This window comes from Actinomadura rubrisoli, assembly GCF_004349215.1.
Taxonomy (GTDB): Bacteria; Actinomycetota; Actinomycetes; order Streptosporangiales; family Streptosporangiaceae; genus Spirillospora; species Spirillospora rubrisoli.
On sequence record NZ_SMKU01000062.1, the window covers coordinates 13,982 to 35,151 of the forward strand.

Consider the following 21,170-nt stretch of genomic DNA (forward strand, 5'->3'; position numbering starts at 1 on the left):
ATGTCGGCCAAGATCATGACTTCTCTTTCCTATTGCCCTGTGCCCGTGCTTCTCTGACCACTGGGGGTGTATATGCCGATGGAGAAATCCGGCGGACGAGGGGACCGGCCAGCCAATTCCTACCGCGCCCTGTTCGCCATCCCCGGCACCGGCCGGCTCCTCGTGGGCTACCTCCTGGCCCGCATGCCCGTCGGCGTCATCGGGCTCTCCCTGCTCCTGCTGGGGCAGGAGACCGGCGGGACGGCGCGCTCCGGCCTGCTCGTCGGCGCCTTCTCCGCCGCACTCATGATCGCGACGCCGCTCCTCGGCCGGGCCCTGGACACCTTTTCCGCCAGCAGGGTACTCCTCCTGACCGCCGTGGCCCACTGCGCGGCGCTGGCCCTCCTCGCGGCCTGCTGGTCGGTCTCCGCGGTGTCGTCCCCCGCGCTGCCGCTCGCGGGCGCCGTCCTCGCGGGCGCCTCCCTCCCCCCGGCCGGGCCCGCGCTGCGCGTGGCCCTGCCCACGTTCGTCCCGGACGAGCTCCTTACGACGTCCTTCACCATCGAGGCGGTCATCCTTGAGACCGTCTACGTCATCGGCCCCCTGCTCGTCGGCGTGCTGGGCGCGCTGGCCGGATGGTTCCCGCTCGCCGCCGCGGGCGTCGCGACCGTCACGGGTGTGGCGGTCATGCTCGGCAGTGCGCGCCTCGCCCCGCCGGCGGCGGCGGGCCCGGCGGCGGGCGGCCCGGCGGGCGGCAGGACCCGTCCCGCGCTGTGGACGCTCGGCCCGCTCACGGACGGCGGCGTCCGGCGGCTCCTGGTCGGCGCCTTCCTCTTCCTGCCGTCGCTCGCCGTCCTGGAGGTGGGGGTCGCCGGCGTCGCGGGAGAGCTGCACCGGCCGGAGCTCCTCGGCGTGATCATGGCTGTCGCCGCCGCCGCGAGCCTGTCGGGCGGCCTGCTCTTCGGGATGCGCAGGTGGCCGGGGTCCCTGCCCGTCCACATGACGGTGCTGGCCGGGTGGTTCGCGGCGGCGTCCGTGCTGGGCGCGCTGGCGCCGGGGCCCTGGCTGGTCGGGACGGCGGTCGCGCTGGGCAGCCTCGTCGTCGCCCCCGCGCTCGCCCTGCTGAGCCGGATCGCCGGGATCGTCGCGCCGGACGGACGCAAGGCCGAGACCTACACCTGGCTTTCCACCATGAACAACTGCGGCCAGGCGGCGACGCTCCCCCTGGCCGGTCTCCTCGCTGCGCGGCAGGGGCCGGAAGGGGCCTTCCTCCTGGCCGCCGTCCTGGCGGCGGCTGCCGGGCTGTTCATCCTCACCAGCCGTCACCGGTTCGCGCCCACCGAAACACCCGCTCCGGTGAAGGTGCTCCAGACCTGACCGCGCCCCTCCGGCGTCGGCGATGGCCGGCCCGGGTCACGCGGCGAACCAGGTCACGGCGCGGCAAGTACGAAGGCCGCGTGCAGGACGGGCGGGGCGTGCGGCTTGACCGGCACCCGGACGCGCCCGTCGCTCGGCCACCTGCGTCCGCCCTCAAACGCGGGCGCGTCAAGGGGTGTTACGTGGGACGGGCGTGCCTGGCGGCCGGGGCGCGGTACTCCGCCGCGGTGCGGCGGGCGAACTCGCCGGCCAGGGCGCGGCCGAGGACGTCGTCGTCGGGACGGTGCGCTTCCAGGTACTCCAGCGCCTCGGCGAGTTCCCCCGCCGTCAACTGCCGGAGCGGTTTCACCGCCCAGCGGGGTTGCCGGGGGCTCGGTCGGGCGTCCCGTGGAGCGGACGGCCAGGTGTTCACGGGATAGGGCCTTTCACGGGTACGGTCGGCGGCGCGGCGGCAGGTGCGGCAATAGCCGTCTCGAATAGGATCGTCGTGTGCATTGGTGGAGCCAGCAGGCGTGCGACGCGGCCGCGGAGGCGCAGGCGGCGGATCCCTCCCCGCGCAATCTCATGGCGGCCGCCCAGGTGCAGGCGCTCATCTCGATGGCGGAGGCGTTGCACCGCATCGCCTCCGCCATGGAAGAACAGAACAAGCCGGAAAACGCTCTGCCATTGATCGTCCGGTCGAAATCGTAAGCGGGAAATGACCGGTGCGCCCCCGCGCGGGCACACCGGTCTTACCCGCGGGCTCAGGCGTCGCTGAACGACTTGCGCTCGGTCCTGCCGTTGGCGCCGGAGGCGAGGCGGGAGGTCTTGGCGACGGGCGGGCGCAGCGGTCCCGTGGACGGCTCGGCGGCGTACTCGCCCTCGGCGGCCACGGTGGCCAGCCGCTCGTCCTCGGGCGCGGGCGCGCGCGTCTCCTCGCGGGGACGGTCCCGCAGCCGCCGCGCGGCCTGGCGGAGGGCGCGCTCGCCGACCAGGCGGGTCAGCTCCAGGCCCCAGCAGTCCAGCTTGTCGGCGTCGGTGAGGTCGTCGCGGTGGCTGAGTTCGGCGGCGAGGCCGCCGAGCCGCTGGGCCTCGGACAGGTCGAACTCGCGCATGAGGTGGCAGCACAGCTCGGCGAGCGCGGCGTGGTCGCGCTCGAAGGACAGCCCGGACAGGTCGTTGTGCGACAGGCGGCTGAGCGCGCGCTTGCGCTCAAGCTCGCCGTCGGCGATCCGGAGGATGCCGTTGAGCAGCGCGATCGGGCCGGTGCCGACCGTTTTGCCCTGGGCCGGGGCGAACGACATGCGCAGGACGGCTGCCGAGCCGAGCCCGGCCGCGATCACACGGACGACCAGCAGGCTCGTCGGGGGCATCGTGGCGGGCAGCCCGAACGTCCAGCCGGCCGCCGTCACCGTGATCAGGGCGACGATGGACGCGCTGGTGTTGACGAAGACGAAGAGCAGGCCGCCCGGCGACAGCACCGCCGCGACGGGCTTGTCGCGGTAGCGCGCCACGAGCTCGGCGACTCCGATCGCGCCGCCGATGAGGGCGGCGAGGAACATCTCGATGATCATGACCTTCCGCTCTATGCGCTACGGGCGTTGAGGCGGCCGAACGGGTACTCCTCGGTGCGGCCCCGCCGCGACAGCAGCGCGGGACGCTGCCGGCTCGACAGGTCGGCGCGCTCGACCTCCAGGAAGACCAGCAGCCATTCCGCCGGTCCGGCGGCGAGTCCGGAGTGGGTGCGCAGCGCCTGCTCGCGCGCGCCGAGAAAGGTCAGCAGCCATCCGGTGGGGCCGGACGCCGTGGCGGCTCGAATTCTTGAATCCATGGGGACGACCATTCCGCAGCGCGGCGGCGAAGTCGACGTCCGCCGCGTCAAGTTTTCAGAGATCGGCGGAATCCCCGGGCGCCGCTTTCCGACACTTCGCCCCATCGGCGGCTCGCGCACGTTAATGGACGGCGCTCGGCGGCGTGGCCGCTTTTCCTGATCGCGGGTTGGAAGTGTGCTTTCTTTGCGGAGATCGGTTTTCAGGCGGCGGCGAGGGTCTCGTCGCGGGAGACCAGCGCGGTGTAGCGGCCGCCGAGGGCGAGGAGCTCGTCGTGGGTGCCGCGCTCGGCGACGCGCCCGTGGTCGAGGACGACGATCTGCCCGGCGTCGCGGACGGTGGACAGCCGGTGCGCGATGGTGATCGTCGTGCGGCCCTCGGCGAGGGCGTCGACGGCCTGCTGGACGGCGCGCTCGGTCCGGGTGTCCAGGGCGCTGGTCGCCTCGTCCAGGACGAGGATCGGCGGGTCGCGCAGGATGGTGCGGGCGATGGCGAGGCGTTGCTTCTCGCCGCCGGAGAACCGGTAGCCGCGCTCGCCGACGAGGGTGTCGTAGCCGTCCGGGAGCCCGGCGATGTGGTCGTGGATCTGGGCGGCGCGGGCGGCGGCGCGGAGTTCGGCGTCGGACGCGCCGGGCTTGGCGAAGCGGAGGTTGTCGGCGACGGAGGCGTGGAACAGGTAGGTCTCCTGGGAGACGACGCCGACGGCGGCGGCGAGGTCGTCGAACGACATGTCCCGCGCGTCCACGCCGTCGATGGTGACGCGGCCGGACGTCGCGTCGTAGAGGCGGGGCACCAGGTAGCTGAGGGTCGTCTTGCCCGAGCCGGTCTCGCCGACGACCGCCAGCGACGTCCCGGCGGGGACGGTCAGGTCGATGTCGGCGAGCGCGTCCGCGCCGTCCGCGCCGGGCTCGTAGGAGAAGCCGACGTGCTCGAACCGGACGTCGCCGCGGACGCGGGGCATCGGGTGCGGCTTGGCGGGCTCCCGCAGGTCGGGCTCCAGGTCGAGGTATTCGAAGATGCGGCCGAACAGGGCCATGGAGCTCTGCACGTCCACGCCCGTCTGGAGCAGTTGGACGGTCGGGCGGAACAGGCTCGTCTGGAGCGTGGTGAACGCGACCAGGGTGCCGATCGTGACGAGCGGGTGGCCCTGGGAGACGGTGAGGCCGGCGGCCCAGTAGACCAGGGCGGGCATCGCGGACATGACGATCTGGATCGTGGACTGGCGCCAGCGCCCGGCCATGCTGGAGCGGATCTCCAGGTCGACCAGGTCGCGTGACTCGTCCGCGAACCGGTCGGTGAGCGCGCGGGAGCGGCCCATCGTGCGGCCGAGCAGGATGCCGCTGACCGACAGCGACTCCTCGACGATCGCCGACATCGCGGCGAGCTGCCGCTGCCGCCGCGCGGTGATCCTGCGGCGCTCGTTGCCGACGCGGCGGCTGATCCACACGAAGAACGGCAGCGTGCCGAGGGAGACGAGGGTGAGCCGCCAGTCGAGGGCGGCCATCGCGATGATCGTGGCGGTGACGGAGGTGAAGTTGGAGACGAGGGAGGTCGCGGTGGAGGTGACGGTCGACTGCATCCCGCCGATGTCGTTGGCGATGCGCGACTGCACCTCGCCGGTGCGGGTGCGGGTGAAGAACGCCAGCGGCATCCGCTGGAGGTGCGCGTAGACGGCGGAGCGCAGGTCGTGCATGACCCGCTGGCCGACGCCGGTGGAGATGTAGGTCTGCAGGACGCCGAAGACGCTGGTCGCGACCGCCACGGCGATCATGCCGAGGACGAGCAGGGTGAGCAGGCCCGTCCGGGCCTGCGGGAGCGCGACGTCCAGGATGTGGCGCAGCATGAACGGGGAGGCCAGCGCGACGAGCGAGGACAGCCCGACGAGCAGCAGGACCACGGCGAGGCGGCCGCGGTACGGGTGGAACAGGCGCAGGATGCGGCGGCGGTCGAAGTCCGGGGGAGGCAGGGGTTCTCTCGGCTGCACAGGCGGTTCCCTTCCGGTGGATGACCCCCACCATAACTGAGCTAACCTCATAATTATTCCCTTGAATTATGAGCTAGGCTCGGCTACATGGAGAACGAGCTGGCCGACCTGTTCCTGCGGGCGGCCAGGCGGATCCGCCGCCACCAGTCCGAGAAGCTGGCCCCGCTGGGCCTCACCCCCGCCCAGGCCCGCGCGCTGCGGGTGATCGTCGGCGCGGGCGGGCCGCTGCGGATGGGCGACCTCGCGCAGCGGCTCGGAGTGGTGCCGCGCTCGGTGACCACGATCGTGGACGCGCTGGAGGCGTCCGGGCTCGTCACCCGGACGCCGGACCCGGCCAGCCGGCGGTCGCTGCTCGTCCAGCCCACCGACGCGGGACGGGCCGTCCGCGGCCGCATGGCGGGCATCCGCCGGGAGGCGGCCCAAGAGGTGCTCGCCCCGCTCTCCCCCGAGCAGCGGGAACTCCTGCGCGAGCTGCTCACCGTCGTCGACGACGCGGCGCGCGGGCCCAACGGCGGCTGACTCACGCCTTCCGCCGGAGGCTCCTATGGCGAGGTGACGACCTCTGAGCACGGGGGGTACTCGCGCAGCTCGATGCCCTCGGCGGTCTTGCGGGCGCTCTTAGCGATCAGCCCCTTCCCCGGCAGGTACGGCATGAGCCTGTAGTTCTGGTTCATGAGCCAGGACATGAACCGGCTCTCCGGAGCCATGAACCTCGCGGCGCCCTCGCCCTGCTTCTGGCAGCGGCGGGCGTACGGCCGCAGCGCCTCCTCGTAGCGGGGGAACGCGACCCGGTGGTCGCCCCCGGCCGCCGCCAGCTCCCCCGCCAGGACGTAGGCGGCGACCACGGCGAGGCCCGTCCCCATTCCGGACACGGGCGAGGGGCAGCACGCGGCGTCCCCGATGAGCGCGACGCGGCCGCGCGACCAGGCGTCCATGTTGATCTGGCCGACGGAGTCGAAGTAGAAATCGGGCGCGTCGCCCATGGCGTCGAGGATCCGGTCGGTCTCCCAGCCGATGCCCGCGAACCGCTCGGCGAGGATCGTCTTCTGCGCCTCGGCGTCGTGCCGGTCGTGGTCGATGAGCGGGGAGGCGAAGTAGAAGACGACCTTGGCCTCGGTGTTGGCGCGGGCGCTGTTGAGAATGACCAGCTTGCCGGGGGTGTTGTAGGCGAGGGAGGCGTGGTCGAGCGCCAGGAAGTTGTCCAGGGTGAAGATCGCGCAGTAGAGGCCCAGGTGGGAGGCGAACTTCTCCTCCCTGCCGAACGCGATCGACCGGACGTTGGAGTGGAACCCGTCGGCGCCGATAACCAGGTCGAACCGGCGGGGCGGGCCGTGCTCGAAGGTGACGTCCACGCCGTCGCGGGTCTCCGTCATGGACGCGATGGAGTCGCCGAAGATGTACTCCGCGCGGGGCGCGGACGCCTTGTACAGGATCTGGGCGAGGTCGCCGCGCAGCACCTCGACGTCCCCGGCGAACAGGTCGGCGGGCATGCTCGCGAGCTTCTTGCCCGCCGCGTTGACGTAGGTCGTGGCGCCCATATCCGTCTTCGCCCGCACGATCGGGCCCAGGATGCCCATCCGGCGCAGCAGGCCGAGGTGCACCTCGCCGCGGAAGTCGACCGCGTAGCCGCCGTCCCGGAGGGCGGGCGCCTGCTCCACGATGGTCGGGGTGAAGCCGTAGCCGGCCAGCCAGTACGCGAGCGCGGGCCCGGCGACGGAGGCGCCGGAGATCAGGATGTTCTCGGTCGTCATGCCGGAAGGGTGTCCGGCCGCGCTCACCGCGGGCTCACCGCCGCCTCACCGGCGGCTCACCCGATCGGGCGGACGGCGGAGCCGGGCACGCCCGCGAGGTCGAACGCCTCCTCGTGGCTCAACCGCAGCCCGGTGCTGAGCGCCGCCCGGTACCCGGCCTCGCCCAGCGCCTCCCGGCACGCTCCGGCCACGCGCATGACGGCGGGATCGTCGTCGGACGAGATGCCGCGCAGGACGGTCGCGGCCCCCAGCAGCCGGGCGGCCGTCCCCGCGTCGCCTGCGGCGGCCGTGACCCCGGCGAGGGCGACGACGGCACGGGCGGCCTCGAAGTAGGCGCCCATCTCGGCGGACGCCGCGATGGCGCGCCCGTGGTGGTGCCGCGCCTCGGCGGCGTCACCGCGGGCCTCGGCGACGCGACCGAGCCCGATGAGCGCCCGGGTCCGGTTCCCGACGCTCTTGAGCCAGCGCGGGTCGAAGCGTTCCAGCGCCTCCTCGTACAGGCCGCGCGCCGCGTCCAGGTCGCCGTCCAGCAGCGCGATGTCGCCGAGCCCCCGCAGCGCGGCCGCCAGGTAGGTGGGGCTGCCCGCGCGGCGCGCGAGCTCGGCGGCGAGGGCGTAGTCGGCGCGCGCACCGGACGGGTCGGTGCCGATCCGGTAGTCGCCGCGGTTGCAGAGCAGGTCGGAGCGGTCGTCCACGGCACCGAGCTGCTCGGTCAGGACGAGCGCCTCGTCGGTCAGCGCGATGGCCCCGGCGTGGTCGCCGCAGAGCGCGGACAGCCCGGCCAGCGCGTCCAGCGCCAGCGCGGTCCCCCAGCGGTCGCCGACCTCCCGGAAGATCGCGGCGGCCTCGCCGAACTCCTGCTCGGCCCGTCCCAGCCCGCCCGCCGCCAGCTCCGGGAAGCCGGACATCAGGTGCGCGGCGGCCCGCGCCCACGGCTCCGGACCGTCCCGGTCGCCGAGGACGGCGGCGAGCGCCGCGCGCGGGTCGCCGGACGTGGCGTCGACCATCATCCAGCGGCACATGACGGACGGGTGCCGCCGCGTCCCCCGCGCCAGGACGGCCGCGCGCGCCGCGTCCCGGTGCCGCCGCCACACCTGCGCGCTCGCCGGATCCATGGCCGTGACCAGGCCGCACAGGATGTACTCGTCCTCCAGGCCGGGCGGCGCGCCCGGACCGGACAGCTCCAGCAGCGCCGCCGCCGAGGCCGCCGCCGACAGCGACAGGCCGCGGATCCACAGGTAGAACGACATGGACCCGATCAGCCCGAACGCCGTCTCCGCGTCCCGCGCCCCGACGGCCCAGCGCAGCGCGGCCAGCAGGTTGCCGTGCTCGGCGCCGAGGATCTCCAGCCATTCCAGCTGTTCGGCGCGGTGCAGGCACGGGTCGGCCGTGCGCGCGAGGCCGAGGAAGTACTCGGCGTGGGCGCGGCGCGCGGCCTCGCCCTCGCCCGCCTCCGCCAGCCGCTCGGCGCCGTAGGCGCGGATCGTCTCCAGCATCCGGTACCGGCCGCCCGCGATCTCGACCAGCGACTTGTCGGCGAGCGACTCCAGGACGTCCGCCGGGCCGCACACGCGCCGCGCGGCCTCCGCCGTGGCGCCGCCCGCGAACACCGCGAGGCGGCGGGCCGCCCGCTGCTCGTCCGCGGTCAGCAGGTCCCAGCTCCACTCCACCACCGACCGCAGCGTCCGGTGCCGGGCGTCGGCGACGCGGCTGCCGCGTCCGAGCAGCGCGAACCGGTCGTCCAGGCCGGCGCGCAGGTCGGCGATCTCGTGGGTGCGCAGGCGGGCGGCGGCCAGCTCGATGGCGAGCGGCAGGTCGTCCAGGGCGCGGCAGACGTCCCGGACGCCGGCGCCCGCCGCGAAGCCCGGCCGCACCGCCGCGGCGCGGTCGGCGAACAGCCGGACGGCGTCCTCGCCGCCGAGGGGCCGGACCGGCCACAGGTGCTCGCCGGTGATCTGGAGGGGCTCGCGGCTGGTCGCCAGGATCCGCAGGTCCGGGCAGGCCGACAGCAGCCGCCAGGCCAGCCCGGCGACGGCCTCGACGACGTGCTCGCAGTTGTCGAGCACCAGCAGTGGCGGACGGTCGGCGAGCGCGGCGGTCAGCTTCGCCACCGGGTCGGCGGCGGGCGTGCCGGGCGCGGCGAGCAGCCCGCCCTCCCGCAGGCCGAGCGCGCCCAGCAGCGCCCGCGCGACGCCCGGCCCGTCCACCGGGGCCAGCTCCACGAAGCAGGTCTCCCGGCGCGCGGCGACCTCCACCGAAAGCCGCGTCTTGCCGACGCCGCCGGGGCCGGTCAGCGTGACCAGCCGCGCCGTCCCCAGCAGCGCCTCCAGCCCGGCCACGTCGCCGTCGCGGCCGACGAAGCTGGTGAGCTGGGCGGGCGGCGCGGCCCGGCGCTCGCCCCGCAGCAGCTCGCGATGCAGCGCGGCCAGCTCCAGGGACGGGTCGGCGCCCAGCTCCTCGGCGAGCACCCGCCGGGTCTCCTCGAACACGACCAGCGCCTCCGCCGGCCGCCCCTGCGCCCGAAGAGCACGCATGAGCAGCCCGCGCAGGCGCTCCCGCAGCGGATACCGCCCGACCAACTCCCGCAACTCGGCCACGACCGCCTGCCCGTGACCAGACCCCTGCGCGTGGCCGGGGGCCTGTGCGGGGGCGGGGGCCAGGTCTGCTTCGATGCGGTCTTCTAGGGCGGCGAGGCGGCGTTCCTCTAGGCGCTCGGCGGCAGCGCGGCCTGCGACGCCGTCCGCGATGTCCGCGAACGCGGCGCCGCGCCAGAGGCCCAGCGCGGCGCGGAGCCGCTCGGCCGCCCCCGCGGTGTCGCCGCCGAGCAGCGCCGCGCGCGCCTCGTCCGCCAGCCGCTCGAACCGCCAGGCGTCCACGTCCTCCGGCGAGGCGTCGATCCGGTAGCCCGCCGCCGTCATCTCGATGTCAGCGTCCGGCCGAAGTGCCGCCCGCAGCCGCGACACCTGCGACTGGACGGCGTGGACGGCGCGGTCCCGTCCCTCGCCGCCGTAGACCTCCTCGGCCAGCAGCCCGGCCGGGACCGCGGCGCCCGGCCGGACGAGCAGCAGCGCCAGCAGCGCGCGGCGCGCCGGGCCGCCGAGCGGCACCTCGCCGCCCCCGTCCCGCCACGCCCGCGTCTCGCCGAGGACTCCGAACCGCATGCCGGTGATTATCCGCCCACGAGGGACTCCCGGACGCGGCGGGCGGCGGCGACCATGTTGCGCAGGGACGCCTCCGTCTCCGGGTACGCGCGGGTCTTCAGGCCGCAGTCGGGGTTGACCCACAGGCGGCCCGGCGCGACGGCCTGGAGCGCCCGCCGGAGCGAGACCTCCATCTCCTCCACCGACGGGACGCGCGGCGAGTGGATGTCGTACACGCCCGGCCCGATCCCGGCCGCGTACCCGGCGGCGCGCAGGTCCCCGACCAGCTCCATGTGGGACCGGGCGGCCTCGACGCTGGTGACGTCGGCGTCCAGGTCGCCGATCGCGCCGATGACCTCCCCGAACTCCGAGTAGCACATGTGCGTGTGGATCTGGGTGGTGGCCGCCGCGCCCGAGGTGGCCAGCCGGAACGCGCCGACGGCCCACCGCAGGTAGGCGGGACGGTCGGCGCGGCGCGGCGGCAGCAGCTCGCGCAGCGCGGGCTCGTCCACCTGGATGATCCCGATGCCCGCCGCCTCCAGGTCGCGGACCTCCTCGCGCAGCGCCAGCGCGACCTGCCGCGCGGTGTCGGCGAGCGGCTGGTCGTCGCGGACGAACGACCAGGCCAGCATGGTGACCGGACCGGTGAGCATCCCCTTGACCGGACGGCGCGTCCGCGACTGGGCGTAGGTCGTCCAGCGGACGGTCATCGGCTCGGGCCGGGACACGTCGCCGTGCAGGATCGGCGGGCGGACGCAGCGGGTGCCGTACGACTGGACCCAGCCGTGCTCGGTGGCCGCGTACCCGTCGAGCTGCTCGGCGAAGTACTGGACCATGTCGTTGCGCTCGGGCTCCCCGTGGACGAGGACGTCGAGGCCGAGCCCTTCCTGGAGGTCGATCACGCGGTCGATCTCGTCCCGCATGATCTGCTCGTAGGCGTCGGCGCCGATGCGCCCGGCCCGCACGTCGGCGCGGGCGCGGCGGACGTCGCCGGTCTGCGGGAACGACCCGATGGTGGTGGTGGCGAGCGGCGGCAGGCCGAGGACGCGGCTCTGCGCGGCGTACCGGGCGGCCCGGTCGGGACGGACGTCGCCCTGGCCGTCGCCGAGCATGTCGAGCCTGGCGCGGACGCGGTGGTCGGTCCGTCCGGGGGCCTCGCGGGCGGCGCGGGCGGCGGCGGCCTCCTCCGCGATCACGTCGTGGCCTTCGCGCAGCGCGCGGCCGAGGAGCACGACCTCGTCCACCTTCTGCCTGGCGAAGGCCAGGCGCGCGCGCACGTCCGGTTCAAGGCCGGTCTCGGCGTCCAGGTCGAGCGGGACGTGCATCAGGGAGCAGGACGTGCCGACGGCCACGTCCTGCGCCAGCCCCAGCAGCGACGCGCAGGTGGACAGCGCCGCGGACAGGTCGGCCCGCCAGACGTTGCGGCCGTCCACGACCCCGGCGACGACGGTGCGCCGGGGAAGCCCGCCGATCGCGGCCAGCCCCGCCAGGTTGCCGGGCCCCGCGACGAAGTCCAGGCCGATGGCCTCCACACTGGTCGCCGCCAGCTCGCGCAGCGCCGCGCCGATCTCCCCGAAGTACGTGGCGGCCAGCAGGTCGGGACGGGACGACAGCGCGCACAGTCGGTCGTACGCGCGCCGAAGCGCGGCCAGTTCCTCCTCGGTGCGGTCGGCGGCGAGCGCGGGCTCGTCCAGCTGCACCCACGCGCAGCCCGCCCCGGCGAGCCGTTCGAGCAGCTCGGCGTACACCTCGACGAGCCCGTCGAGCAGGTCGAGCGGCCGGAACCCCTCGGGCGCGGCGGGCGCGGCCTTGGCCAGCAGCAGGTAGCTCACCGGGCCGATCAGGACGGGACGGGTCTCGATGCCCAGCTCGCGGGCCTCCAGGTACTCGGCGAGCGGCTTGGCCCGCGCGGCGTCCGCGAGCCGGAACCGGGTGTCGGGCGACAGCTCCGGGACGAGGTAGTGGTAGTTCGTGTCGACCCACTTGGTCATCTCCAGCGCCGGGACGCCCTCGGCGCCGCGCGCCATCGCGAAGTAGGCGTCCAGGCCGTCCAGGTGGCGGAACCGGGGCGGCGCCGCGTCCACCAGGACGGTGGTGTCGAGCATCTGGTCGTACAGCGAGAACGTGTTGGACGGGATCTGGCCGAGCCCGGCGTCCCGCAGCCCGGTCCACACCGAGCGGCGCAGGTCGGCGCCGGTGCGCTCCAGCTCGGCGGCGGTGACGCCGCCCGCCCAGTACGCCTCGACGGCCCGCTTCAGCTCGCGGTCGGGACCGATCCGGGGGTATCCCAGCACGGTCGTCTCGATCGTCATGACGGCTCTCCCTCGTGCCGTTCGACGGCCGCACGGGAGGCGGAGGCGCGCGCGGGCCGTGCCCGCCGTCGTCCCGCGGCCCTCCCACGAGGCCATGGACCCACCGCGCGCCGAACGGCGCGCAGGCGGTGGCAGGTCTTCGGACTCACGGGCGCCTTGCGCGCTCCTACTGGCCGTCGCTTCCCAGACCGCGCGGAGCGATCCAGTGCGTATGACGGCGGTCGTTCCCGTTCACCGCTGCGGGGCAGTCCCGGAATCGCACCGGGTTCCCTCTTGCGACACCCGTTCCGCCGAGGGCGGCGCGGGTGAACCATCCGCAACCGCGAGTATAGACGTGTGGATTCGACATTCGGAGGAGAGCGGGCATGACGGGACAGGTTCGGCCGATCACGCTGGTGGGGACCCCGGTCCTGCACCGGGCGTGCCGGCCGGTCGAGGAGTTCGACGCGGCGCTGCGGGAACTGGCCGACGACATGTTCGCCAGCATGTACGCGGCGGAGGGCGTCGGCCTCGCGGGGAACCAGGTCGGCGTCGACCTGCGGATCTTCGTGTACGACTGCCCGGACGAGGACGGGCAGCGCCAGAAGGGGGCCGTGGTGAACCCCGTCCTGGAGCTTCCGGGCCTGGACGAGCGGCGGCTGGACGACGGCGACGAGGGGTGCCTGTCGGTGCCGGGGCCGCATGCGCGGCTCGCGCGCTCGGACCGCGCGACCGTCCGCGGCTTCGATCTGAAGGGCAAGCCGGTGACCGTGGTGGGGACGGGGCTGCTGGCCCGCTGCCTCCAGCACGAGACCGACCATCTGGAGGGCAGGGTCTACATCGACCGGCTGTCGGCGCGGGCCCGCAAGAAGGTGCTCAAGGAGTACGAGGAGCTGCGGGCGGCCGCCGCTGCCGACGCAGGCGTTGAGGCGGGTGCCGAGGCCGGATGATCACCCGTCCCAGACGGGCAGGTGGAGGGCGGACGGGTGGGCGGCGCCGCGCAGGACCTCGAAGCGGACGCGCCGGGACGCGACGGCGCGTCCGGCGGGCTCGCCGGTGCCGTGGTTGCGGGCGAGGCGGGGGAACGCGCCGCCCGCCAGCATGACCCGGAGCCGGTGCCCGCGCGCGAACCGGTAGGCGGTCGGGTTCATCTCGATCTCGGCGCGGACGGTCCCCGGCGAGGAGATCCGCAGGACGCCGTCGGTGACGTTCCTGGACGTGCCGCGCTCGTCCACGTCGCAGAGCCGCACGAACAGGTCGCCGTGGCCGGTGCTCGTCCGGACGTGGAGCGTGGCCGAGACCGGGCCGATCAGGTCGAGGTCGCGGTCCAGCGGCGCGCCGGTGAGGACCGCGACGTCGGCGCGCCGTTCGATCGGGCCGTTGTCCCGCTGCCCGCCCTTGCCCGGCGACAGCAGCGGGCCGCCGACGCTGGGCGTCGGGTCGAGGGGGTCATAGGTGAACGCGGCGGGCTCGATCGCGGACGGCTCGTCCCAGGTCAGACCGTGGGAGAGGTAGAGCGGCGCGGGGCGCGTCCCGGGCGGGGGCCACTGCCCGAAGTCGAGCCAGCGGTCGGCCTTCTGCAGGTACAGCCGGACGGGTGCTTCGCGGAGCCGGTCCGTGGTGCCGTTCAGGTGGGCGTCCAGCCACGTCACCTGGTCGGCGAGGATCGCGCGGAGGGCCTTCGCGTCGTGTCCCCACGGGCCGATGGTGATGCGGACCTGCCGTCCGGCGGCGTGGAGGGCGGCGAAGTCGCGGAGCTGGCCGCGCAGGAACAGGTCCCACCAGCCCGCCACCATGCTGGCGGGCGCGGTCGTCTTCGCGGCGGCGGCGCTGTGGTCGGTGGCCGTCCAGAAGCCGTCGCCCGGCCCGGCGTGCGCGGTGACCTCCCGCAGGAACGGCTCGGGCCGTCCGATCGCGGCGGTGTCGGCCTCGCCGACCGGAAGGTGCCGCATCGCGCGGCGGACGCGCCGGTCGTGCAGCGGGGTGGGCAGCAGGCCGCCGAGCCGCGAGCCGTCCAGGGTGCCCAGCACCGCCGACCAGACGAGCGTGTTGTGCAGGGCCAGCGCGCCGCCCGGGTAGAACGAGCTGACGAACTCGGACGCGGTGATCCCGAGCCCCATCGCCTCCAGCGGCGGGTCCGCGTACGGCGCCATCGCCCACCCGGCGAAGCCGAGATAGCTGGCGCCGGCGATAGCGACGCGCCCGTCGCACCACGGCTGGGCCCGCAGCCACGCGAGGGTGGCGAGCCCGTCGTCCTTCTCGTCGTGGAAGGCGCGGAACTCCCCGTCCGATCCGAAGACGCCCCGCATGTTCTGGACGACGACCTGGAGGCCGCGCCGGACGAGGACCCGGGCGAACAGCCTGATCTCGGGCTTGTGCTTGCCGTACGGGGTGCGCATCAGCACGACCGGCAGCGGCCCGGCCCCGCGCGGACGGTACAGGTCGGCGACGAGCCGGGCCCCGTCCGGCATCGGAACCCGCAGGTCGCGGGCCATCCCCGTGGCGCGTCCCGCCCCGGTGCCGGGCACGGGGGCCTCGGGCAACCCGAAGAACCGGTCGACGAGACGTCCCACAACGGTCATAGCGCTCCCTGATCGGCGTCTGTCCCCACGTTAGAGGGGGAGCAGGCGCTCGTACTCCTGGAGGGCGCGCGCGAACTCGCCGGTGGGCAGCTCGCAGGCGTGGCCGGGCAGCCACAGGTGCTCCAGCCGGGCGGTCCGGACGTCGAGCCTGATGTGGCAGGCGTTCCCGGTGTGCTCCCATCCGGGACGGGCGGCCCGCACGACGTCCAGATGGTGCCGGTGGCTCTGGACGTCGTGGAGCAGGAACGCCGTCAGGACGTGCCGCGCCCCCTCCACGGCCCGGGCGCGGCCGCCCGCGCTCGACGCGGCCGACTCCAGGTCCACGCCGGAGGCCGCCAGCTCGGGGAAGAACACGCGGACGTGCTGGGCGACGCCGGCGGCCTCGATCGGCTCGCACGGCAGCCGGAGCACGGCGTCGGGGTCGACGTAGCCGTGCACGGGGACGCCCGCGACGACCGACGTCCACGCGCCGGGGACGGACGTGAGGAACCGGGCCCGTGTCAGCGCGTCGCCGAGTTCTCGCACGAGACGGGCCGCGTCGATGCCCCGGGGCATGAACGTCTTGGTGCCGCCGCGCAGCCGCGTGCCGGTGCCGTCCAGGACGGCGAGGTCGGCCCAGCAGGCGCCCGAGCCCGTGCCCATGACGCCGTGCGGGAGGCACGCGTCCGGGTGCGGGGTGAGCCCGGCCATGTCCTCCAGCGTGGCGCGCGGGGTCTGGATCAGCCCCCAGCCCTGGGTGCGCGGGGACGCGGAGCCCAGCGCGAGGGTGGCCGCCACCTCGCCGCCGGGCGCGGTCCGGCGGCGGACCGCGTCGCCGACCTGCCGCTCGTACTCCTCCAGGCACCGCCGCAGGACGGCGGGGTGCAGGGCGCACGACGCCCAGCCGCCCACGTCGCGGACGTGGACGGCCGTCCCGTCGTAGTCGAGGCGGTGGTAGCGGTAGAGCTCCTGCCAGGGGCGCGATGGGTCGCCGCCCAGCCGTCCCCTGGCGCGGGCTATCGCGGCGACGTCGTCGCCCAGGTCCTTGAGGAGGAAGTCGCGCAGCGGCGCGTGCGCCGCGTCGGTCTCCACCGCCACGCGCGCGCCTTCGCCGCGGAACCGCACCGGAAGCGTCATGGCCATTCGGGTGATTATGCCGATAAGCGAAGATCATCACGCGTGTGGCGAAATGTTCCTTCCGCGTCAGACCGGTTCGTCGGCCATGTACGGCGGAGCGGGCTCGTACTGGATGTAGCGGCGCACCGCGCGCGCGTGGTCGCGGCCATGGATCCGGCCGACCAGCCACAGCGCCATGTCGATGCCCGCGGACACGCCCTGGCTCGTGACCAGGTTGCCGTCCACCACGTAGCGCGCGTCCCGGACGACGGTGACGTCACCGAGCTTCGCCAGCCTGTCCTCCGAGGCCCAGTGCGTGGCCACGCGCCGTCCCTTGGCCGGTCCCGCGTGGCGCAGGAGCAGCGAGCCGGTGCACACGCTGGTCACCCAGTCGACCCGTTCGGCGGTCTTGGCGATCCAGCCCGTCACCTCCGGGACGAACGGCTGGGTCTCGCGCGCCCCGCGTCCGCCCGGGACGAGCAGGACGTCCAACTCCGGATGGTCGTCCAGGGTGTGGTCGGGCAGCACCCGCAGGCCCTTCGCGCACCGGACGGGCCCGCTCCCCTGCGCGACGAGCACCGCCCGATCGCCCTGGTCGCGCAGCATCGCCGACGCCGTGAACACCTCCCACGGCCCGACGAAGTCCAGTTCTTCGGCGTCCTCGAACACCAGCAGTCCGTACGCGGTCATGCGTGCTCCTTCATTCCTCTAACACTCCTTCGTTCCTTTGAAACGGTCCCGGTAGTCGGACGGGGCGACGCCGACCCGCCTGTGGAAGGCCCGGCGCAGGGTCTCGCCCGTCCCGAAGCCCAGCCGCCGGGCCAGCGCCTCGACCGGCTCGTCCCCCTCCGCGAGCGCGCGCCGCGCCGCCTCGACCCGGACGCGCTCGACGTACGCGGCGGGCGGCACGCCCAGCTCGGCGGTGAACCGGCGTTGCAGGTGCCGCGAGCTGAGCCCGGAGCATTCGGCCAGGCCGGCGATGCTGTGCCGGGCGCCCGGATCGGCGTGGATCGCGGCCACCGCCGTCCGGACCGGGTCGGTCGCGGGCTGCGGCGACCACAGCGGGACGCTGAACTGCGACTGGCTCCCCGGCCGCCGCAGGAACATCACCATCTCCCGCGCGACCGCGTGCGCCACGTCCCGTCCGTGGTCGTCCTCGACCAGCGCGAGCGCGAGGTCCATACCCGCCGTCACCCCGGCGGACGTCCAGACGCGGCCGTCCCGGATGAAGATCGGGTCGCAGTCGACGTCCAGGCCCGGGTGCTCGCGCCTGAACTGCTCCTCGCGCCGCCAGTGCGTGGTGACCCGGCGCCCGTCCAGCAGCCCGGCGGCGGCCAGCAGGAACGCGCCGCTGCACACCGACGCGACCCGCCGCGCGCCCGCCGCCGCGTCCGCGACCCAGCCGACGAGCGCCGCGTCCTCCCGCGCCCGGTCGACGCCGGTCCCGCCCGCCACGACCAGCGTATCGATGCCCGCGGGGGCGAGGTCGCCGACGCCGTGCGAGGCGTGGACGGGCAGGCCGCTCCCCGTCCGGACGAGCCCCGCCCGCGGCCCCACCACCAGGCACTCGTACCGCCCGGTGTACTGGAACACCTCGAAGGGCCCGGCCAGGTCGAGCGCCTGGAACCCCTCATAGATCACGAACGCGACGCGCTGCATGCCCTCCAGGCTGGCCGTCCGCCGCTCATGGCGTCAACGACGGCCACCCCACGGTTCGCGCCATCACTCGTCCCGATCCGGGTTCACGAGCGGACGGAAATTAACGGTTGACACCGCCGGGAACCCTATGGCTAACTCTTACTCATGAAGCTTTGATTCTTCCGGTTGAGCCGCCCGCAGCCACGCTGCGGCCCGCTCCCACTCTCGGCGCCATAGCCGCACCCCACAGCATCCAGCGGTCTGTCATGCCTGCTCGTAGGCTCCGTGGACCGTGCCGTCCGGTGCGCCTGCCGCCCTTTTCTTCCTTTCCCATTTCTTCGGCCCTTTCGCGGCCGAATGCGAACATGCCCGGAGGTGGTCTGTTCATGAGTGCCATTAACAACCCGGAACCCACTCCCTTCTCCAGGTCCAAGAAGAAGGGCAAGCGCAAGGTCGACGTCAAGGCGTTGGCCTTCGCGAACAACAACCGCCGCAACGCCCGGCAGATGCCGACGCGGCAGCTCAACCGGGGCCGCTGACCGGCCCCGCGCCGCCGTCCGGCCCTCGTTCCCGGCCTCGGCCCCGCTCCTCGGCGGCCGGGGCCGGGAACTCCGCCCACACCACCGTCCGCGAGCCGTCCACCCGGTATCCCCAGCGCGACGCCAGGCCGTCCACGATCCGCATGCCGCGCCCGGTCTCCGCGCCCACCTCGGCCTTGACGTGCGGCCGCCCGACGGCCGCCCCGTCGTCGCGGACCTCCAGCCGGTACACGCCGGGCCCCACCGCGAGCACCACCGACACGCGCCCGCCCTCCAGGCCCGACGCCGTGTGCCTGACCGCGTTCGCGACCGCCTCGCTCGTCACCGTCACCAGATCGTCCAGCCCCGGATGGTCGGGCAGCAGCTCCCGGACGAAGCCGCGCGCGTACCCGACCGACCGCCGCACCCCGGGCAACGTGACCTCGCCGATCACCACCAGGTCCCCGCACCCGTCGGCGGCCGTGCCCCGTTCGCCGCCCTCGGGCCCGCTTCCCTCGTCGCCCACAGCACCGCCTCCCCGTCCCCGGGCACGGCCCGCCGCAAGGCCCGCACCGCCGGCACCGACCCGACCAGCTCCTCGCAACACGTCCTCGACGCTCACTGCGACGGCTCCCTCCGCTCCGGAAAGTCGCCCGTCACCCTCGCTGTACGGTTGCGCACCCACCTTTCGTTCACGTCCCGGGCGAACGTTTTCCCAGATCGCACCGCCCGCCCCGCACACGCTGTGACGCCCCGGCAACCTCAGGCCAGGACGGCGCGGACCGCTCGCCCGATAAACTGCACCGAGTAGTGCAAACGCGAGGGGGCGCCCGCATGACCGGTCGCGAGACGGAACCGCGCTCCGCGCTGACGGCGCGTCCAGGACGCAGGGCCCGGCCGGAGGGCGGGCCGCAGGGGCGCCCGGAGAAGCGGCGGGCCATCGCGGACGCGGCGCGCCGGGTGTTCGGACGCGAGGGCTACACGCGGGCCAGCGTGGACGCGATCGCCGCGGAGGCCGGGGTGTCCAAGCGCACCATCTACAACCATTTCGCCGACAAGGAGGAGCTGTTCCTGTCGGTCGCGCTGGAGGGCGCGGACCAGGTCACCGCCGCCATCGCACAGATCATGGACCGGCACCTCCGCAAGATCGTGGACCTGGAGGAGGACCTGGTCGCCTTCAGCCTGGACCGCGTCGCCGCGGTGACGGAGTTCCCCGACCACTTCGCGCTCGTCCGGGCGCTGGAGGCGGAGGTGACCCGGATCCCGTCCGCGACGCTGGAGGCGTGGACCGCCGCCGGACCGCCGACCGCGCACCTGCGGCTCGCCCCGTACCTGCGGGACATCGCCGACCGCGGGCTGCTGGAGATCGAGGACGCCGAGCGGGCCGCCAACCACCTGAACCTGCTCACGATCACCGACCTCAACCGCCGGACGTACTACGGCGCGATCCCCGTCCCCGACGCCGAGACCGTCCAAGTGATCACCGAGGGGGTCCGCGCGTTCCTGCGCCTGTACGGACCACGCCCGCCGAACTGACGGACCCACCGACTACGCTGAGCACTGGACGATCACAGAAGGTGACGGACTGTCGTCCGGGACTCGGGAGTGCGGTCGTGCGGAGCGCGGAATCGGTGGGCGGGTGGCGGGAGCGGGCCCGCCGCTGGCATGGGCGCGTGTTCTTCTCGGTGCGGGGCCGCGCGACCGTGATCACCGTCGTGGTCGCGGCGGTGATCCTGCTCCTCGCCCTCACCCTGAGCATGCTCCTCGCGCGCGACTGGGCCGAGAACGAGGTCGAGGAGACCGCCGAGAAGACCGTCGAGCGGGTCGCCTTCGACATCCTGCGGGGCGAGCGCGGCCACCCCCTCGTCCCCAGGGACGGCGAGTCGCCGATGCTCCAGGTCGTGAGCCGCGACGGCCGCCGCGTCCTGGACGCCAGCGACGCTATCGCGGGACGCCCGGCGCTCGCCCACGCCGACCTCGACAAGGGCGAGCTGCTCGTCGACCGCATGATCTGCCCCCGCTTCCTGGACGAGTGCGTCTGGGTCTTCGGGCTCCGGCTGCGCTCCTCCCCGTACGGGGACGCCGTGATGGTCAACGCGGCCTCGCCCATGCCGACCCTGGCGAACGCCTGGCTGCTGCCGACCGCGATGGGGCTGATCCTCGTGGCGCTGCTCTGCCTGATCGGCTGGTGGACGTGGCACACGGTCGGGCGGACGCTGGCGCCGGTCGACCGCATCCGCGCCGAGATGGCCGAACTCAGCACGCGCAGCCTCGACCACCGGGTGCCCGTCCCGCAGACCGGCGGCGAGATCCAGGATCTCGCCGAGACCGTCAACGCCACGCTCGACCGGCTGGAGGAGGCGGCGAGCCGGGAGCGCCGCTTCATCTCCGACGCCTCGCACGACCTGCGCAACCCGATCGCCGGGCTGCACACACGGCTGGAGGTCGCGCTCGACGACCCCGACGACGATCACTGGCGTCCGATGGTCCGCTCGGCGCTGCGCGACACCGAGCGGCTCAACGACATCGTCGTCGACCTGCTGGAACTCTCGCGGCTCGACTCCCGCGCCCCGCTGCCGGCGACGACGGTCGACCTCGCCGAAATGGCCCGCAGGGAGATCGAGCGCCGCCCCGAGCGGCACCAGATCACGACCCGGCTGGAGCCCGGCGTGGTCGTCCGCGCGAACGCGCTGCGGATGAGCCGCGTCCTCGGCAACCTGCTGAGCAACGCCGAGCGGCACGCCGAGGGCCACATCGAGGTGATCGTCGCGCGGGACGCGGACCAGGCGAGGCTGGAGGTGATCGACGACGGCGCGGGCGTCCCCCCGGAGTCGCGCGAACGGGTCTTCGAGCGCTTCGCCCGCCTCGCGGAATCCCGCCGCCGCGACTCCCAGGGCACCGGCCTGGGCCTCCCCATAGCCCGCGAGATCGCCGAGATCTACGGCGGCTCCCTCCGCATCGCCGACAGCCCCAAGGGAGCCCGCTTCGTCATGCTCCTCCCCCTGGC

Annotated in this window: 20 protein-coding genes and 1 riboswitch; of the genes, 8 read left to right on the forward strand and 12 right to left on the reverse strand. The window is 74.2% G+C overall.

Going from position 1 to position 21,170, the window contains the following annotated elements; genetic code table 11:
• Nucleotides 1–78: 78 nt before the first annotated feature.
• Nucleotides 79–1,356 carry an MFS transporter gene (locus E1298_RS14705; RefSeq protein WP_131893416.1) on the forward strand — a complete coding sequence of 426 codons (1,278 nt, stop codon included), beginning with the start codon at nt 79–81 and terminating at the stop codon, nt 1,354–1,356.
• A 178-nt stretch (nt 1,357–1,534) separates the two neighbouring features.
• On the opposite strand, the gene E1298_RS48080 is transcribed toward E1298_RS14705, so the two are convergent.
• A complete protein-coding gene (locus E1298_RS48080; RefSeq protein ID WP_165975460.1) occupies nt 1,535–1,687 on the reverse strand; it encodes a hypothetical protein in 153 nt (50 codons plus the stop codon).
• 158 nt (nt 1,688–1,845) lie between these two features.
• On the opposite strand from E1298_RS48080, the gene E1298_RS14710 reads away from it, so the two are divergent.
• Nucleotides 1,846–2,046, forward strand: coding sequence for a hypothetical protein (locus E1298_RS14710; protein ID WP_131893418.1), 201 nt, complete (start codon nt 1,846–1,848; stop codon nt 2,044–2,046).
• Nucleotides 2,047–2,099: 53 nt separating this feature from the next.
• Here the strand turns inward: E1298_RS14710 and E1298_RS14715 are convergent, their stop codons facing one another.
• Nucleotides 2,100–2,909 carry a hypothetical protein gene (locus E1298_RS14715; protein WP_131893420.1) on the reverse strand — a complete coding sequence of 270 codons (810 nt, stop codon included), beginning with the start codon at nt 2,907–2,909 and terminating at the stop codon, nt 2,100–2,102.
• 11 nt (nt 2,910–2,920) lie between these two features.
• Entirely contained in the window at nt 2,921–3,166 is a 246-nt protein-coding gene (locus E1298_RS14720; protein WP_131893422.1) for a hypothetical protein, read from the reverse strand.
• Here E1298_RS14720 and E1298_RS48085 point away from each other — a divergent pair.
• Complete coding sequence (locus tag E1298_RS48085) at nt 3,165–3,326, forward strand: hypothetical protein (RefSeq protein ID WP_165975461.1); 162 nt, start codon at nt 3,165–3,167, stop codon at nt 3,324–3,326. The genes E1298_RS14720 and E1298_RS48085 overlap by 2 nt on opposite strands.
• 40 nt (nt 3,327–3,366) lie before the next feature.
• On the opposite strand, the gene E1298_RS14725 is transcribed toward E1298_RS48085, so the two are convergent.
• On the reverse strand, nt 3,367–5,148 hold the full coding sequence (locus E1298_RS14725) for an ABC transporter ATP-binding protein (RefSeq protein ID WP_279498411.1): 1,782 nt from the start codon (nt 5,146–5,148) through the stop codon (nt 3,367–3,369).
• A gap of 87 nt (nt 5,149–5,235) precedes the next feature.
• Between E1298_RS14725 and E1298_RS14730 the strand changes: the two genes are divergently transcribed.
• Nucleotides 5,236–5,667: a MarR family winged helix-turn-helix transcriptional regulator gene (locus tag E1298_RS14730; protein ID WP_131893426.1), complete on the forward strand. Its 432-nt coding sequence runs from the start codon at nt 5,236–5,238 to the stop codon at nt 5,665–5,667.
• A 23-nt stretch (nt 5,668–5,690) separates the two neighbouring features.
• Here the strand turns inward: E1298_RS14730 and E1298_RS14735 are convergent, their stop codons facing one another.
• Genes E1298_RS14735 through metE form a run of 3 tightly spaced genes read right to left on the reverse strand, consistent with a single transcriptional unit; the run spans nt 5,691 to nt 12,351 of the window.
• Entirely contained in the window at nt 5,691–6,899 is a 1,209-nt protein-coding gene (locus E1298_RS14735) for an FAD-dependent monooxygenase (protein WP_131893428.1), read from the reverse strand.
• Between the two features lie 56 nt (nt 6,900–6,955).
• A complete protein-coding gene (locus E1298_RS14740) occupies nt 6,956–10,060 on the reverse strand; it encodes an ATP-binding protein (protein WP_131893430.1) in 3,105 nt (1,034 codons plus the stop codon).
• 8 nt (nt 10,061–10,068) lie between these two features.
• Nucleotides 10,069–12,351 (reverse strand): 5-methyltetrahydropteroyltriglutamate--homocysteine S-methyltransferase, encoded by a 2,283-nt coding sequence (gene metE / locus E1298_RS14745; protein ID WP_131893432.1) that lies wholly within the window; start codon nt 12,349–12,351, stop codon nt 10,069–10,071.
• A 113-nt stretch (nt 12,352–12,464) separates the two neighbouring features.
• A riboswitch (cobalamin riboswitch) is annotated at nt 12,465–12,682 on the reverse strand.
• Nucleotides 12,683–12,716: 34 nt separating this feature from the next.
• On the opposite strand from metE, the gene def reads away from it, so the two are divergent.
• Nucleotides 12,717–13,280 (forward strand): peptide deformylase, encoded by a 564-nt coding sequence (def, locus tag E1298_RS14750; protein ID WP_131893434.1) that lies wholly within the window; start codon nt 12,717–12,719, stop codon nt 13,278–13,280.
• On the opposite strand, the gene E1298_RS14755 is transcribed toward def, so the two are convergent.
• The 4 genes from E1298_RS14755 to E1298_RS14770 are packed head-to-tail and all read right to left on the reverse strand — an operon-like array spanning nt 13,281 to nt 17,666.
• Entirely contained in the window at nt 13,281–14,912 is a 1,632-nt protein-coding gene (locus E1298_RS14755; RefSeq protein WP_131893436.1) for a CocE/NonD family hydrolase, read from the reverse strand. It abuts the gene before it with no gap.
• A gap of 30 nt (nt 14,913–14,942) precedes the next feature.
• Nucleotides 14,943–16,034, reverse strand: a complete 1,092-nt coding sequence (locus E1298_RS14760; protein WP_131893438.1) for a hypothetical protein — start codon at nt 16,032–16,034, stop codon at nt 14,943–14,945.
• A 60-nt stretch (nt 16,035–16,094) separates the two neighbouring features.
• The gene (locus E1298_RS14765; protein WP_131893441.1) at nt 16,095–16,697 is read right to left on the reverse strand and encodes a DJ-1/PfpI family protein; all 603 of its coding nucleotides are present in this window, start codon (nt 16,695–16,697) and stop codon (nt 16,095–16,097) included.
• An 18-nt stretch (nt 16,698–16,715) separates the two neighbouring features.
• Nucleotides 16,716–17,666, reverse strand: a complete 951-nt coding sequence (locus E1298_RS14770) for a GlxA family transcriptional regulator (protein ID WP_131893443.1) — start codon at nt 17,664–17,666, stop codon at nt 16,716–16,718.
• Between the two features lie 365 nt (nt 17,667–18,031).
• Between E1298_RS14770 and E1298_RS48090 the strand changes: the two genes are divergently transcribed.
• Nucleotides 18,032–18,184 (forward strand): hypothetical protein, encoded by a 153-nt coding sequence (locus tag E1298_RS48090; protein ID WP_165975462.1) that lies wholly within the window; start codon nt 18,032–18,034, stop codon nt 18,182–18,184.
• Here the strand turns inward: E1298_RS48090 and E1298_RS14775 are convergent.
• Nucleotides 18,168–18,689, reverse strand: coding sequence for an ATP-binding protein (locus E1298_RS14775; RefSeq protein WP_165975463.1), 522 nt, complete (start codon nt 18,687–18,689; stop codon nt 18,168–18,170). The genes E1298_RS48090 and E1298_RS14775 overlap by 17 nt on opposite strands.
• Nucleotides 18,690–18,997: 308 nt before the next feature.
• On the opposite strand from E1298_RS14775, the gene E1298_RS14780 reads away from it, so the two are divergent.
• Nucleotides 18,998–19,699, forward strand: coding sequence for a TetR/AcrR family transcriptional regulator (locus tag E1298_RS14780; protein WP_131893447.1), 702 nt, complete (start codon nt 18,998–19,000; stop codon nt 19,697–19,699).
• Between the two features lie 77 nt (nt 19,700–19,776).
• On the forward strand, nt 19,777–21,170 hold a 1,394-nt coding region (locus E1298_RS14785; RefSeq protein WP_243725591.1), incomplete at its 3' end, for a sensor histidine kinase.

Bases quoted from the DNA above. Each gene is read 5' to 3' on its own strand.
- E1298_RS14715 (WP_131893420.1), bottom strand. From the start codon at position 2,909: ATGATCATCGAGATGTTCCTCGCCGCCCTCATCGGCGGCGCGATCGGA.
- def (WP_131893434.1), top strand. From the start codon at position 12,717: ATGACGGGACAGGTTCGGCCGATCACGCTGGTGGGGACCCCGGTCCTG.
- E1298_RS14740 (WP_131893430.1), bottom strand. From the start codon at position 10,060: ATGCGGTTCGGAGTCCTCGGCGAGACGCGGGCGTGGCGGGACGGGGGC.
- E1298_RS14755 (WP_131893436.1), bottom strand. From the start codon at position 14,912: ATGACCGTTGTGGGACGTCTCGTCGACCGGTTCTTCGGGTTGCCCGAG.
- metE (WP_131893432.1), bottom strand. From the start codon at position 12,351: ATGACGATCGAGACGACCGTGCTGGGATACCCCCGGATCGGTCCCGAC.
- E1298_RS48090 (WP_165975462.1), top strand. From the start codon at position 18,032: ATGAGTGCCATTAACAACCCGGAACCCACTCCCTTCTCCAGGTCCAAG.
- E1298_RS14770 (WP_131893443.1), bottom strand. From the start codon at position 17,666: ATGCAGCGCGTCGCGTTCGTGATCTATGAGGGGTTCCAGGCGCTCGAC.
- E1298_RS14760 (WP_131893438.1), bottom strand. From the start codon at position 16,034: ATGGCCATGACGCTTCCGGTGCGGTTCCGCGGCGAAGGCGCGCGCGTG.
- E1298_RS48085 (WP_165975461.1), top strand. From the start codon at position 3,165: ATGGGGACGACCATTCCGCAGCGCGGCGGCGAAGTCGACGTCCGCCGC.
- E1298_RS14705 (WP_131893416.1), top strand. From the start codon at position 79: ATGGAGAAATCCGGCGGACGAGGGGACCGGCCAGCCAATTCCTACCGC.
- E1298_RS14765 (WP_131893441.1), bottom strand. From the start codon at position 16,697: ATGACCGCGTACGGACTGCTGGTGTTCGAGGACGCCGAAGAACTGGAC.
- E1298_RS14720 (WP_131893422.1), bottom strand. From the start codon at position 3,166: ATGGATTCAAGAATTCGAGCCGCCACGGCGTCCGGCCCCACCGGATGG.
- E1298_RS14735 (WP_131893428.1), bottom strand. From the start codon at position 6,899: ATGACGACCGAGAACATCCTGATCTCCGGCGCCTCCGTCGCCGGGCCC.
- E1298_RS14780 (WP_131893447.1), top strand. From the start codon at position 18,998: ATGACCGGTCGCGAGACGGAACCGCGCTCCGCGCTGACGGCGCGTCCA.
- E1298_RS14730 (WP_131893426.1), top strand. From the start codon at position 5,236: ATGGAGAACGAGCTGGCCGACCTGTTCCTGCGGGCGGCCAGGCGGATC.